Origin of the sequence: Rhizobium sp. M1, assembly GCF_002531805.1 — a bacterium.
GTDB lineage: Bacteria > Pseudomonadota > Alphaproteobacteria > Rhizobiales > Rhizobiaceae > Rhizobium > Rhizobium etli_C.
Genome location: NZ_NWSW01000025.1, coordinates 53,342 through 65,862 on the forward strand (window position 1 = coordinate 53,342; position 12,521 = coordinate 65,862).

The window sequence follows — 12,521 nt, forward strand, 5'->3', positions numbered from 1 at the left end:
ACTCACCCCCGCCAGTCTTCGATGGGTGTCCAGTCGCATGATAAGCGGCGGTCCGCAAGGCCGAAAGCATAGAGATTGCCGCCGCCGCCCGGCTGGTCGCGGTCACGGCCGATCGGCCGGCCGGCCAGACGGCATTTGAGCAGCGTGCCGACGCCGCCATGGCCGACGAAGGCGATCGGCGCTGCCGCATCATGGGTGGCGAGAACGGCGTCGACCGCCTCGACGATGCGGGCCTGCGCGTCGACGGCGCGCTCCCAGCCCTTGAAGCTTTCTTCCGGATGCGCGAAGAACCAGTTGGCCGCTTCTTCGAATTGCGGCGGCGGCAGGAAGCCGGTGGCCGAACGGTCGTTCTCATGCATGCCGTGGACGATCTCGATCGTCACGCCGGAGGCTTCCGCCAGGATTTCGGCCGTCTCGATTGCCTTGGTCTCGTCGCTGGAGACGATGCGCCGCAATTGCCTGGCCCAGCCGCTCTCGGCCGCTTTGCGCGCACGCGCCGCGCCGACATCGGAAAGACCCCATTTCGGCACCGGCACGTTGGCATCGATCTTGACTTGCGGATGGGTGATATAGAGCCCGAACATCTCAGCCGCGCTTATAGATCCAGAGCTGTGCCGGAGGAATGTTGCGCATGACGAAGTCGAAATGCTGGATATGGTAACGATCGGGATTGGCGGCGATCGGCGAGATCGCGCCATAGGAGATCTGCACCACCGGCCGGCCGGGCGGCAGGCGGTCGAGCAGGCTTTCCAGCAGTGCGACGCGCATCGCCATCGGAAAGTTCAGCATCGGAATGCAGGAGATGACGCAATCGAACGTCTGGTCGGCGAAGGCGCCAAGCGTCGTCTGGAGATCGAAGGCGTCGCCGTTGATGAAGTGCACGCCGGGATAGGTTCGCAGCAGGTGCTGGTGGAAATCCGTCGAATATTCGATCGCCACCAGATTGTCCGGCTTCACGCCGCGGCCGAGGATCGCTTTGGTGATGGCGCCCGTGCCGGGGCCGAGTTCGAGGACCCGCAGCCCCGAATGCATATCGATGACGCTGGCCATGCGCTTGGCGGTGATCGAGGAGGTCGGCACGATCGAGCCCACCGTCTTCGGCCCCTGCATCATGCCGCGGAAGAAGCGGATTTCCTCATCGAATCTCTTCCCGAAATGTTCCTTCACCTTGACCCGTAAGCGCATTCTTCTCCACCCATCCGCATGTTGATCGACTGTGTTAATATGCTGCTTGTCGCTCTCACGACAAGGATTTTCGCAACAAGAACATCGGCATCAACAGCTCATGCGGCCTTTCGGTCGGAACGAGGCATGAGATCGGCAAGCCTTTCGCTGAGATGATCGGCGTCGACGGGCGCGCGCAGCTTCTTGTCGGTATTGTCGAAATAGAGATAGACGTCGCGGCCCTTCTTGCGCGACGGCAACGGCGCAAGCACCCGCGTCGCACGTTCCGGTTCCCCGCCGGTTGCCCAGGCGCGAATGCGATCGGCCCACAGATCGAGCGCTTCATCCTCATATCCACTGACATAGAGCTGCTCGGAACCATGCAGGCGGCAATAGATGAAATCGGCGGTGATATCAATCAACAGCGGCCACTCCACCGTATCGGCGCAAACGAGCGCGACGTTGTGACGCCTCAGCATCTCGATGAAGGCGGGGGAGCGGAAGCTGTCATGGCGAATTTCGAACGCGTGGCGGATCGGCTGATCGGCGTCGCTTTCGAGCCAGGCTCGCCCTTTGAGGCGGCCGTCATGGCGTTTTGCAAGCGCGGTCGCGGCATCGCAGTCACGCGGCAGCAGCGACAAGAAGGTTTCGAAAAGCGCAGGGTCGAAGGCCATGTTCGGCGGAAACTGCCAGAGGATAGGCCCGAGCTTGGGGCCAAGCCGCAACAGGCCGGAGGCGAAGAAATTGGCAAGCGGCGTCTCGATCTCCTGCAATCGCTTCATATGAGTGATGAAGCGCGGGCCTTTGACCGCGAAGACGAAATCCTCCGGCGTCTCGTCGCGCCAGCGGCCGAAGCTTGTCGACCGCTGCAGACTGTAGAAGGTGCCGTTGATCTCGATCGACGGGAAGTGGCGGGCGGCGTAGGCAAGCTCCTGCTTCTGTGGCAGACCCTTGGGATAAAATTGGCCGCGCCAGGGCGCATAGGTCCAGCCGGATATGCCGATGCGCACCGTTCCCGTCTTTTTCATGAGGAGATCCTCCCGTTTTGACAGGAGGAAAACAACGGCAGGCGGCCTTCGTTCCCGTCAGACGCGCATCGGCATCAGCACGTAAAGCGCATCGTCGCCGGCCGTGTCGCGGATCAGCGTCGGTGAGCCGGCATCGGCCAGCAGGAAGATCGCTTCCTCGCCGGAAAGCTGCGCGGTGATGTCGAGCAAGTATTTGGCATTGAAGCCGATTTCCATCGCATCCGTGTCGTAGCCGACGGCGACTTCTTCCGTGGCGCTGCCGGAATCGGGATTGTTGACGGTCAGCATCAGCTGTCCCTCGGACAGCGCCAGCTTCACGGCGCGGCCGCGCTCGGATGAGATGGTCGAGACGCGGTCGACGGCCTGGGCGAAGCTCGTGCAGTCGACGCGCATTTCCTTGTCGTTGCCGGTCGGAATGACGCGCTGATAGTCAGGGAAGGTGCCGTCGATCAGCTTCGAAGTCAGCACGATCGAGCCGATCGTCATGCGGATCTTGGCGTCGGAAACTTCGACCGTGACAATCGCTTCCGGATTGTCGACAAGCTTCTGCAGTTCCCCGACCGTCTTGCGCGGAATGATGATGCCGGGCATGCCCTCGGAGCCGGAGGGCGCATCGACATCGGCGCGCGCCAGCCGGTGGCCGTCGGTCGCGACCGCCCTGAGCTTCAGCTCGCCCTTGCTCTCGATCGTGTGGAAGAAGATGCCGTTGAGGTAATAGCGCGTCTCTTCCGTCGAAATCGCGAACTGGGTGCGGTCGATCAGCATCTTCAGATCGCTCGCCTTCAGCTTGAAGGAATGGGTGAAGGTGCCGGCGGTCAGATCCGGGAAATCGGATTCCGGCAGGCACTGCAGTGAGAATTTCGAACGGCCGGACTGCACGGTCATCGAGCCGCCGTCGGGGCTGGTCGCCAGCAGCACTTCCGAGCCGTCGGACAGCTTGCGCACGATATCGTAGAGAAGATGGGCGGGAACGGTGGTGGCGCCGGCCTGCTCGACGCTCGCCGGCGTCGCCTCGGTGATCTCGAGGTCGAGGTCGGTCGCCTTCATGTCGAGGTTCTGGCCGTCGGCCTTGAGCAGTACGTTGGACAGGATCGGGATCGTATTGCGACGTTCGACCACGCGGTGGACGTGGTTCAGCGATTTCAACAGGTTTGACCGCTCAATAGTAATACGCATGGGATGCTACCGCTTTCGACCGTGACTGTCCGGGCGCATCGAGCACCCGAAGAATGCTTTCCCGATTGAGGTCGGGGGAGTGGACGGGCAAAATGGCAGACTTCAGCACCGGTTTGCAAGAGGCATGGGCGGTGGAAGGCCCGCATTTCAGGTTTTCCGGAGCAATCCTCACAGAAATCCGAACCCTTGCCGAAGCGGTGCGGCTCGCCCATAAAGGTTCCCCCATAAGGGTTCGACGATGGCGGGACGAAAGCAAACGGCATGAACGAGGAAACGACGGCGGAGGCGGCCACGCGGCGAAGCTTCCGCCTGCACAATATGGCGGTGCCGGCGCGGCCGCTGGAGCCGGCGCTCTATCTCGTCGCCACGCCGATCGGCAATCTCGGCGACATCACGCTGCGCGCGCTGGAAACGCTGGCCGGCGCCGACGTTCTCGCCTGCGAGGATACGCGCGTCACCCGCGTTCTGCTCGACCGCTACGGCATCCAGAACCGCCCTTTCGCCTATCACGAGCACAATGCCGATGAGGCGGGGCCGCGCCTCATTCAGGCGCTGGAGGCCGGTCGGTCAGTGGCGCTGGTGTCGGATGCCGGCACGCCGTTGGTCTCCGACCCCGGCTTCCGGCTGGCGCAGCAGGCGATCGCCGCCGGCTATCGTGTCGTCCCCATCCCCGGCGCCTCGGCGCCGCTTGCAGCCCTTGTCGGCTCCGGCCTGCCGAACGACGCCTTTCTCTTCGCCGGTTTTCTGCCGGCCAAGGACAAGGCCCGCCGCGACCGTCTCGGTGAACTCGCCGCTGCCCCCGCGACACTGATCTTCTTTGAATCGCCGCATCGCATCGGCGCCACGCTTATCGCTGCCGCCGATGTGCTCGGCGGCACGCGGCCGGCCTCCGTCTGCCGCGAGCTGACCAAGACCTATGAGGAATTCCGCCGCGGCACGCTGGCCGAGCTCGCCGCGCATTATCAAGAGGTGGACAACGTCAAGGGCGAGATCGTTCTCGTCGTCGGTCCGCCGCAGCCGGTGGAAACGCCGGAGGCCGACGTCGAGGCCGTGCTTGCCGATCTCTCGAAGTCGATGCCGACGGCAAAGGCCGCCACCGAGGCCGCCCGTCTCACCGGCCTGCCGCGCAAGGTGCTCTATCAGCGCCTCTTGGAAATGAAGGGCGCCGATGGGCGATAACGACCTCACCGCCATCAGAAGAAAGGCGCTGCGCCGCGGCCTGATGTCGGAATATGTCGCCGCCGTCTTCCTGATGTTGAAAGGCTATCGCATCCTGGCGCTGCGCCACCGCACCCGGCTCGGCGAGATCGATATCGTCGCCCGCAAGGGCGATCTCGCCGTCTTCGTCGAGGTCAAGGCCCGCCATGGCGAGGCTGCGGCCGTCGACGCCGTCTCCGCCGCCGCGCAGAAGCGGATACGGGCGGCAAGCGATCTCTGGCTAGCCCGCCAGGCGGATCAGGCCCGTCTTTCCCAGCGCTACGATATCGTCGCGGTCACGCCCGGCCGTCTGCCGCGCCATTTTCAGGACGCTTTTTAGTCATTCCCGGTCCGGCGGGCTTTCGGATCGTTAAAATTGTAGTTCCGGTTTGAACCAGCTTCTTACGACTCTCTGTTATCGCAATCGCAATGCATGTCGCCCGGAAGTGCGCCGCGGTTCCGGGATAACGACATGCATAAAAACAAAGATCTTTAGGGGTAATGATTGGGGGTTGTTTCATGGCCTGGAAGCTGATGTTTGCAAGTGCGGTCGCCATGGCCGTGCGTTCGGTGCCTTATGCCGTGGCGAAGCCGGCCGGGAAATCCTTCATCGCGCATGCAAGCGACCTGCTGCCGCTGAAATCCACGCCGATCAATCCCGACTGGATCGTCAGCGGCAACCCGCAAGCGCGCACCGCCGAACATTCGCGCGGCCATGACGAGGCCTCGCTGACGGCGATCTGGGACTGCACGGCGGGCGAATTCCGCTGGTATTTCGGCTGGGACGAGACGGTGATGATCCTCGAAGGCGAGGTCCATATCACCGCCGAGGACGGCACTGAACGAACCTTGTGCGCCGGCGACGTCGCCTTTTTCGCCGGCGGAACCTGGGCAAGCTGGCGGGTCGACAATTACGTCCGCAAGGTCGCCTTCCTGCGCAAGCCCTTCCCGAAGCCCCTGGCGATCGCCTATCGCCTGCGCAACCTGCTGCGCAACAACGGCAACCAGGGGATCGCCGCCTGACCAATGGTGGCGGCGGCAGGCCTTGATTGACCGTTGCGTTTGATACCGGGCCGACCTACATCTGTCCGGCATTCAGCGAGGGACGGAAATGGCCAAGATCACCAATGTAGCGGTCCAGATGGATCATGTCGCCGGCATCAATATCGCAGGTGACTCCACCTTCGCCATGAGCCTGGAAGCCCAGGCGCGCGGCTACCGGCTCTTCCATTACACCCCCGACCGGCTGAGCTTCCGCGACGGCAAGCTCTTTGCCAGCGTCGAGCCGATGCTGCTGCGCGACGTCAAGGGCGATCACTTCGAGCTCGGCGCGCCCGAGCGTGTCGATCTCTCCACCATGGATGTGGTGCTGCTGCGCCAGGATCCGCCCTTCGACATGGCCTATATCACCTCGACGCATCTGCTCGAGCGCATCCACCCGAAGACGCTCGTCGTCAACGATCCTGCCTGGGTGCGCAATTCGCCGGAGAAGATCTTCGTCACCGAATTTTCCGACCTGATGCCGAAGACGTTGATCACCAAGGACCCGGCCGAAATCCGCCGCTTCCGCGACGAGATGGGCGACATCATCCTGAAGCCGCTCTACGGCAATGGCGGCGCTGGCGTCTTCCATTCGACCCGCGACGACCGCAATCTCTCCTCGCTGCTGGAGATGTTCGGCCAGATGTTCCGCGAGCCCTTCATCGCCCAGCAATATCTGCCCGACGTGCGCAAGGGCGACAAGCGCATCATCCTGGTCGACGGCGAATTCGCCGGCGCCATCAACCGCGTCCCGGCCGAGCATGACAGCCGCTCCAACATGCATGTCGGCGGCCGCGCCGAGGCGACCGAGCTGACGCCGCGCGAAAAGGAAATCTGCGAACGGATCGGCCCGGCATTGCGTGAGCGCGGCTTCCTGCTCGTCGGCATCGACGTGATCGGCGATTACATGACCGAGATCAACGTCACCTCTCCCACCGGCATCCGCGAAGTGAAAAAATTCGGCGGCGCCGATATCGCAGGCCTGCTCTGGGATGCGATCGAGCGCAAGCGCGGCTGATCCCCCGCGACCCATGCCCCTGCTGTGATCGGGTACAACCCCGGTCACAGGATATATCCGGCTACGTTCCTTGATTGTTCTTGTTTTATTCTTGCTTCCATGCCAGATTGCAACCGCTGGCCCTGAAGGGTTGCAGGCGGTATAAGCGTTGGCGGGCAGGGGGACGGGTTTATGGTCGCGCGTGTCAGTACGGTGGCATTCCAAGGCATCGAAGGTGTGCCGGTCGAGGTCCAGGTCATGGTCGCTCCCGGCAAGATCGGCATGCAGATCGTCGGCCTGCCCGACAAGGCGGTGGCCGAAAGCCGCGAGCGGGTGCAGGCCGCCCTTCACGCCTCCGGCCTGTCGCTGCCGGGCAAGCGGGTCACCGTCAATCTGGCGCCCGCCGATCTGCCGAAAGAAGGCTCGCATTTCGATCTCCCGATCGCGCTTGCCCTGATGGCGGCACTCGGCGCCATTCCCGCAGATGCGCTGTCGGATTATGTCGTCGTCGGCGAACTCAATCTCGACGGCACCATCGCCGCGATCTCGGGCGCGCTGCCGGCCGCGATCGGCGCCAATGCGCTCGGCAAGGGGCTGATCTGCCCGGCCGAAAGCGGCGCCGAGGCCGCCTGGGCCGGCGCCGAGGTCAATATCCTCGCCCCCCGCAGCCTGATCGCCCTTGCCAATCATTTCCGCGGCACCCAGGTCCTCACCCGGCCGGAAGCATCGATCCGCGCCAATGCCGCCAATCTGCCGGATCTCGCCGAGATCAAGGGCCAGGAAAGCGCCAAGCGGGCGCTCGAGGTGGCGGCCGCCGGCGGCCACAATCTGCTGATGGTCGGGCCTCCCGGCTCCGGCAAGTCGATGCTGGCGGCAAGATTGCCGTCGATCCGCCGCCGCTTTCGGCCGCCGAACTGCTTGAGGTGTCGATGGTCCATTCGATCGCCGGCCAGCTCACCGGCGGCAAGCTCTCCGACCGCCGGCCCTTCCGCACCCCGCATCATTCCGCCACCATGGCCGCACTGGTCGGCGGCGGCATCCGCGCCCGTCCCGGTGAGGCCTCGCTTGCCCATCACGGCGTGCTCTTCCTCGACGAGTTTCCGGAATTCACGCCGCAGGCGCTGGATGCGCTGCGCCAGCCGCTCGAAGGCGGCGAATGCGTTATTGCGCGGGCCAATCACCGCGTCTCCTATCCGGCCAAATTCCAGCTGATCGCGGCGATGAACCCCTGCCGCTGCGGCATGGCCGGCGAGCCCGGCCATACTTGCGCCCGCGGCCCGCGCTGCATGAGCGATTACCAGGCCCGCATCTCCGGCCCGCTGATGGACCGCATCGATATCCGCATCGACGTGCCCGCCGTCTCCGCCGCCGATCTGATCCGCCCGATGGCCGCTGAGGCCAGCGCCGACGTCGCCCGCCGCGTCGCCCGCGCCCGCGAACTCCAGCAGCAGCGCTTCGAAGCCGCCGGCGCCAAGGGCATCGGCACCAATGCCCGCTGCTCCACCGCGATGATCGAAAAACTCGCCGAACCCGACGCCGCCGGCCTGCAGCTCCTGCGCGACGCCGCTGAAAAAATGAAATTCTCCGCCCGCGGCTACCACCGCGTCCTCAAGGTCGCCCGCACGCTCGCCGATCTCGACGACAAACCGACGGTCGGCCGCCTGCATCTGGCTGAGGCGATCTCCTACAGGATCGCGGGGGAGAGGTTGACGGCGGCAGCGTGAGAAGAAGCGCGGATGCGCGCAGATATTTTGACGCATTGGTCCTCAGGGCCCCTCACCAATCTGCCGAGCGCGCTGGCGCTGATGGTCGCCCTCAGCGAAATTCCAGCTGCCTCGGACGATGAAGTATCCCTCTGTGTTGCTTATCCGTTAGGGGTAACGGCCTCTCCTCACTTCGTCGCACTTTACAATATTAGATCCGGCTGAAAAAATTTCGGGAAGAATGTCTGTCCGTTCGACATGGTCGGTCGGAGGTGACGGATGAGAAAGGCTGCCGGGGATGTAGATGAGTAACGAATATCCGGGCTCAAATGCCAACCCATTGGAGGTTCTAGACTTGGCGAATGCCTACTCTCGCGCTTCCAAACTCCTATTCAGGAAGGGTCAGAAGCAAATTGCACTATCCATTGCCCCGGCTCGAATGTGCGCCATTCACGCTATCGAACTCTACTTAAATGCCTTCCTGCGCCATGAGGGCGTTGCTCCAGAGGATATACGAGGACGGCTGCACGACCTCGCGGAGCCAACGTTCGTTGACAAACTCAAACTGAGAAAAAAGACCGCCCAGCATCTCGAGGCAATGACAGCAAAGCGTGAGTACCTCATTTCGCGCTATGCTCCGGAGCGGACGAGCGAGCACACCGAGCTGACGCGTTTGACCGCGACGCTGGCGGAAGTCATGGCGAAGGTTGGCAAACACTTGCATTCAACGAGCTCAGGTGGACATCGACCATCGTCATTGCGGACTACCACAGAACTTTCGTCCCACTTCGGTTGGAACGCAGGTGACGGCACAAAAGAAAGGGCGCCGAAGCGCCCCGATATACTGCAGGATAAATTGCCGGCGGAAAGGCCCGGCCACAGCCAGCTTTAGCTCCCCAGCCCCTCGAACAGCGCCGTCGAGAGATAACGCTCGGCAAAGGACGGGATGATCACGACGATGTTCTTGCCGGCATTCTCCGGACGGACGCCGACCTTGATCGCTGCGGTCAGTGCCGCACCCGAGGAGATGCCGACCGGCACACCTTCCAGCCTTGCGACCAGGCGGGCCTGTTCGAAGGCCTCGTCGTTGGTCACGGTGACGACCTCGTCGTAGATGCCGGTGTCGAGGATTTTTGGGGCGAAGCCGGCGCCGATGCCCTGGATTTTGTGCGGGCCGGGATTACCGCCGGAGAGGATAGGGGAATCGGCGGGCTCGACGGCGATGATCTGGATTTCGGGCTTATGGCTTTTCAGCACCTGGCCGACGCCGGTGATCGTGCCGCCGGTGCCGATGCCGGAGACGAGGATGTCGACTGTGCCGTCGGTATCGTTCCAGATTTCCTCGGCGGTCGTCTTGCGGTGGATTTCAGGATTGGCGGGGTTTTCGAACTGCTGCGGAATGATGGCGTCGGGAAGCGATTCCGCCAGCTCCTCGGCCTTGGCGATCGCGCCCTTCATGCCCTTGGCGCCCTCGGTCAGCACCAGCTCGGCGCCGAGCAGCGCCAGCATCTTGCGGCGCTCGACCGACATGGTTTCCGGCATGGTGAGGATCAGCCGGTAGCCCTTGGCGGCGGCGGCGAAGGCGAGCGCGATGCCGGTGTTGCCGGAGGTCGGCTCGATCAGCACCGACTTGCCGGGGGTGATCCTGCCCTGCGCTTCCAGGCTTTCGATCATCGCCACGCCGATGCGGTCCTTGACCGAGGCGATCGGATTGAAGAATTCGAGCTTGCCGATCAGGTTGGCCACCACGCCCTTTTCCCGCGCCAGCTTGGCGAAGCGCACGAGCGGCGTGTTGCCGATGGTCTCGGTGATCGAGGAATAGATGCGGCCGCGGCCGGGCTTGTGCGACATGGGTGCCTCCCTTTGGACTTCGGTCCCTGAAATCGAAAGGAGAATAGGGGCAAAGGCCGAATGAGGCCAGCCCGCGTTGATGCCGGCGGAGCCGGACGCGGAGAAAAAAAGCTTTGAAAACCGTTTCTTGGCGGATGTTTATTTCAGGCCGCCCGCGTGGCGATGAAGGCGGCCGTGCCGGCCAGGATGCCGGCCGCAACCCGGTTCAGCGTCTGCAGGGCGCGCGGCTGTTTCAGCATCGTGCGGGCCCGCGAGGCGAGCAGCATATAGGGCACGAGCACGGCAATCAGCACGACGAAGGTGACGGCGAGCAGCATCGCATAGTCGCTGAGGCTGATATTGCCGATATCGATCAGCGTCGGCGCCAGCGCGACATAGAAGAGCATGGTCTTCGGATTGCCGAGCGTCACCAGCAGGCCGGAAAGAAAGGACAGGCCGATATTGCTGGATTTCTTCGCCGCGATGTCCTGCGGCAGCAGCCCCGCCGTCCAGAGTTTCCAGGCGATATAGGCGAGATAGAGGGCACCGGCGATCTTGATGACGAGGAAGACCTCGGTAAAAGTCTGCGCCACGAAGGCAAGGCCGAGAATGACGGCGGTGAGATAGGTCATATCGCCGAGCACCAGGCCGAGACCCATGAAGAAGGTCTCGCGGAAGTTCGAGCCGAGCGCGCGGGCGACGATGGCGGTAATCCCGGGTCCGGGAATGGCGGCTGCGATGAACAGCGCTCCGGCATAGGCAAGCAAGGCGGCAAGGCTCATGGGTGGCTCCTCTTTCCCGGTGTTTTATATCCGGTCAGCCGCGCCATCAATCGGCCGGCGTTGATGGGTCCATCACCAGAAGAAATGCCTGCCGCCCTGTGCCCGCCCGCCTTTCGTCAGCCCTGAAGCGCCCGCGGCCGCAGCCAGCGCGGCGTCCAGCCGAGATTCATGCCGGCCGCAGCAAAGAGGATGATGGCGGCGCCTGCGATCTGCATCGGCTGCAGCGCGTGGCCGAAGGCCAGTCGGTCGACGAGGATCGCGGCGATCGGATAGAGGAAGGACAAGGCCCCGGTCAAATGGGTCGGCAGCCGCTGGATGGCGCCGTAGAGCAGCACATACATCAGCCCGGTATGGACGACGCCGATGGAAATGAGGATCGCCCAGCTTCCGGCATCCGCGGGCGGTTGCGAAAAATCCGTGATCGGCGCCAGCATCAGCATGCCGGTCGCGACCTGGATCAGCGCGATCAGATGCGGCGGCGTGCCTTTCAGCCATTTGGCGGCAAGCGCTGCGAGCGCGTAGAAGAAAGCCGCGCCCAGCGCCATCAGGATGCCGAGGCCGTAGCTCGCGAACGTATCGCCGCTTCCACCCGGTTTTGCCTGGACGATCGCCATCATGCCGGCAAAGGCGAGCGTCAGCCAGAACAGCTTGGCGGCGGTGATCTTCTCGCCGAGAAACAGCGCGCCGAGCACCAGCAGCATGAAGGGCTGTGTGTTGTAGACGGTGGTAGCGATCGAGATCGTCGCATGCGAATAGGAGGCGAAGAGCAGCAGCCAGTTGACGACGATGGCGATACCGCCGAGCACGGCGATGGCGAAGGTGCGGAGCGTGAGGATGCCCGGCCGCAGCAGCCCGAGCGCGCCGCAGATGACAAGCAGGGTGAGCGCGCCGAACAGGCAGCGCCAGAAAACGACGCCGCTGACCGGCTGGCCCGACATGACGACGAACCAGCCGATCGTCCCCGAGATCAGCATCGCTGCCGTCATCTCCGCCGTGCCTCTTTTGATGTCGCCGCTCATGATCGCCTCCGTTTTGCTGGGGTGATAATATTGCGGCGACAAGCGAAATTATATAAGGATAAAAATGGACTTCATCGCTGCAGCCTAATAATAAAAGGGAAAGACGCGGTCATGCCTAACGATGCCCAGCCGCTTGATGAAATCGATCAGGCCATTCTCGAAGCGCTGGCCGGCAATGCCCGGATCTCGCTGAAGGAGCTGGCGCAGCAGGTGGGGCTTTCCTCGCCGAGTGCTGCCGAGCGCCTGCGCCGGCTGGAGGAGCGCGGCGTCATCAAGGCCTTCACCATCGATCTCGATCCCGCCGCGGTCGGCTATCCCCTGCAGGCGATCGTCCGCGTGCGGCCGCTGCCGGGGCAGTTGCATATCGTCGAGCGCCTCATTCAGGAAATTCCTGAAATCGTCGAATGCGACAAGGTGACCGGCGAGGATTGTTTTATCGCCCGCCTGGTCATCCGCTCGATGGCGGAACTCGACGGCCTCCTGGACAGGGTCGCCGAACGCGCCGAGACCAACACCGCGATGATCAAAGCCTCGCCGGTCAAGCGCCGCCTGCCGCCGCTGTCACGTGGGAAATAGATCGACGA

General features: G+C 63.4%; 13 protein-coding genes and 1 pseudogene. 7 read left to right on the forward strand and 7 right to left on the reverse strand.

Annotation, left to right across the window (positions count from 1 at the left end; all coding sequences use genetic code 11):
• Nucleotides 1–2: 2 nt before the first annotated feature.
• From CO655_RS23580 to dnaN, 4 genes are all read right to left on the reverse strand, one after another.
• Complete coding sequence (locus CO655_RS23580; RefSeq protein ID WP_097606794.1) at nucleotides 3–584, reverse strand: histidine phosphatase family protein; 582 nt, start codon at nucleotides 582–584, stop codon at nucleotides 3–5.
• Between the two features lies 1 nt (nucleotide 585).
• Nucleotides 586–1,185, reverse strand: coding sequence for a phospholipid N-methyltransferase PmtA (gene pmtA / locus CO655_RS23585; protein WP_097666994.1), 600 nt, complete (start codon nucleotides 1,183–1,185; stop codon nucleotides 586–588).
• 98 nt (nucleotides 1,186–1,283) lie between these two features.
• Nucleotides 1,284–2,192: a DUF72 domain-containing protein gene (locus CO655_RS23590; RefSeq protein WP_097666996.1), complete on the reverse strand. Its 909-nt coding sequence runs from the start codon at nucleotides 2,190–2,192 to the stop codon at nucleotides 1,284–1,286.
• A 57-nt stretch (nucleotides 2,193–2,249) separates the two neighbouring features.
• Nucleotides 2,250–3,368, reverse strand: coding sequence for a DNA polymerase III subunit beta (gene dnaN / locus CO655_RS23595; protein ID WP_097666998.1), 1,119 nt, complete (start codon nucleotides 3,366–3,368; stop codon nucleotides 2,250–2,252).
• A 261-nt stretch (nucleotides 3,369–3,629) separates the two neighbouring features.
• Between dnaN and rsmI the strand changes: the two genes are divergently transcribed.
• The 6 genes and pseudogenes from rsmI (at nucleotide 3,630) to CO655_RS23635 (ending at nucleotide 9,198) form a co-directional block, all read left to right on the forward strand.
• Complete coding sequence (rsmI, locus tag CO655_RS23605) at nucleotides 3,630–4,547, forward strand: 16S rRNA (cytidine(1402)-2'-O)-methyltransferase (protein WP_097667000.1); 918 nt, start codon at nucleotides 3,630–3,632, stop codon at nucleotides 4,545–4,547.
• Nucleotides 4,537–4,905, forward strand: coding sequence for a YraN family protein (locus CO655_RS23610; protein WP_097606798.1), 369 nt, complete (start codon nucleotides 4,537–4,539; stop codon nucleotides 4,903–4,905). Before rsmI ends, CO655_RS23610 begins: the two co-directional genes overlap by 11 nt.
• Before the next feature lie 179 nt (nucleotides 4,906–5,084).
• Nucleotides 5,085–5,588, forward strand: coding sequence for a cupin domain-containing protein (locus CO655_RS23615; protein WP_097606799.1), 504 nt, complete (start codon nucleotides 5,085–5,087; stop codon nucleotides 5,586–5,588).
• A gap of 88 nt (nucleotides 5,589–5,676) precedes the next feature.
• Nucleotides 5,677–6,624 carry a glutathione synthase gene (gshB, locus tag CO655_RS23620; RefSeq protein ID WP_097667002.1) on the forward strand — a complete coding sequence of 316 codons (948 nt, stop codon included), beginning with the start codon at nucleotides 5,677–5,679 and terminating at the stop codon, nucleotides 6,622–6,624.
• 171 nt (nucleotides 6,625–6,795) lie between these two features.
• A pseudogene (locus tag CO655_RS23625) lies at nucleotides 6,796–8,327 on the forward strand (YifB family Mg chelatase-like AAA ATPase).
• 283 nt (nucleotides 8,328–8,610) lie between these two features.
• A complete protein-coding gene (locus CO655_RS23635; RefSeq protein ID WP_097667006.1) occupies nucleotides 8,611–9,198 on the forward strand; it encodes a hypothetical protein in 588 nt (195 codons plus the stop codon).
• Here the strand turns inward: CO655_RS23635 and cysK are convergent.
• The 3 genes from cysK to CO655_RS23650 all read right to left on the reverse strand — a co-directional run bounded on the left by cysK (nucleotide 9,195) and on the right by CO655_RS23650 (nucleotide 11,937).
• Entirely contained in the window at nucleotides 9,195–10,157 is a 963-nt protein-coding gene (gene cysK / locus CO655_RS23640) for a cysteine synthase A (RefSeq protein ID WP_097667008.1), read from the reverse strand. The two genes, CO655_RS23635 and cysK, sit on opposite strands and share 4 nt — an antisense overlap.
• Before the next feature lie 143 nt (nucleotides 10,158–10,300).
• Nucleotides 10,301–10,918 (reverse strand): LysE family translocator, encoded by a 618-nt coding sequence (locus CO655_RS23645; protein ID WP_097606805.1) that lies wholly within the window; start codon nucleotides 10,916–10,918, stop codon nucleotides 10,301–10,303.
• A 116-nt stretch (nucleotides 10,919–11,034) separates the two neighbouring features.
• The gene (locus CO655_RS23650; RefSeq protein ID WP_097667010.1) at nucleotides 11,035–11,937 is read right to left on the reverse strand and encodes a DMT family transporter; all 903 of its coding nucleotides are present in this window, start codon (nucleotides 11,935–11,937) and stop codon (nucleotides 11,035–11,037) included.
• A gap of 111 nt (nucleotides 11,938–12,048) precedes the next feature.
• Here CO655_RS23650 and CO655_RS23655 point away from each other — a divergent pair, with 111 nt between their 5' ends.
• Nucleotides 12,049–12,513 (forward strand): Lrp/AsnC family transcriptional regulator, encoded by a 465-nt coding sequence (locus CO655_RS23655; protein WP_009996823.1) that lies wholly within the window; start codon nucleotides 12,049–12,051, stop codon nucleotides 12,511–12,513.
• Nucleotides 12,514–12,521 lie beyond the last annotated feature (8 nt).

Excerpts from the sequence above, each read along its gene's own strand:
- CO655_RS23645 (WP_097606805.1), bottom strand. The coding sequence starts at position 10,918 with ATGAGCCTTGCCGCCTTGCTTGCCTATGCCGGAGCGCTGTTCATCGCA.
- CO655_RS23615 (WP_097606799.1), top strand. The coding sequence starts at position 5,085 with ATGGCCTGGAAGCTGATGTTTGCAAGTGCGGTCGCCATGGCCGTGCGT.
- rsmI (WP_097667000.1), top strand. The coding sequence starts at position 3,630 with ATGAACGAGGAAACGACGGCGGAGGCGGCCACGCGGCGAAGCTTCCGC.
- CO655_RS23580 (WP_097606794.1), bottom strand. The coding sequence starts at position 584 with ATGTTCGGGCTCTATATCACCCATCCGCAAGTCAAGATCGATGCCAAC.
- CO655_RS23655 (WP_009996823.1), top strand. The coding sequence starts at position 12,049 with ATGCCTAACGATGCCCAGCCGCTTGATGAAATCGATCAGGCCATTCTC.
- pmtA (WP_097666994.1), bottom strand. The coding sequence starts at position 1,185 with ATGCGCTTACGGGTCAAGGTGAAGGAACATTTCGGGAAGAGATTCGAT.
- dnaN (WP_097666998.1), bottom strand. The coding sequence starts at position 3,368 with ATGCGTATTACTATTGAGCGGTCAAACCTGTTGAAATCGCTGAACCAC.
- cysK (WP_097667008.1), bottom strand. The coding sequence starts at position 10,157 with ATGTCGCACAAGCCCGGCCGCGGCCGCATCTATTCCTCGATCACCGAG.
- CO655_RS23650 (WP_097667010.1), bottom strand. The coding sequence starts at position 11,937 with ATGAGCGGCGACATCAAAAGAGGCACGGCGGAGATGACGGCAGCGATG.
- CO655_RS23590 (WP_097666996.1), bottom strand. The coding sequence starts at position 2,192 with ATGAAAAAGACGGGAACGGTGCGCATCGGCATATCCGGCTGGACCTAT.
- CO655_RS23635 (WP_097667006.1), top strand. The coding sequence starts at position 8,611 with ATGAGTAACGAATATCCGGGCTCAAATGCCAACCCATTGGAGGTTCTA.
- gshB (WP_097667002.1), top strand. The coding sequence starts at position 5,677 with ATGGCCAAGATCACCAATGTAGCGGTCCAGATGGATCATGTCGCCGGC.
- CO655_RS23610 (WP_097606798.1), top strand. The coding sequence starts at position 4,537 with ATGGGCGATAACGACCTCACCGCCATCAGAAGAAAGGCGCTGCGCCGC.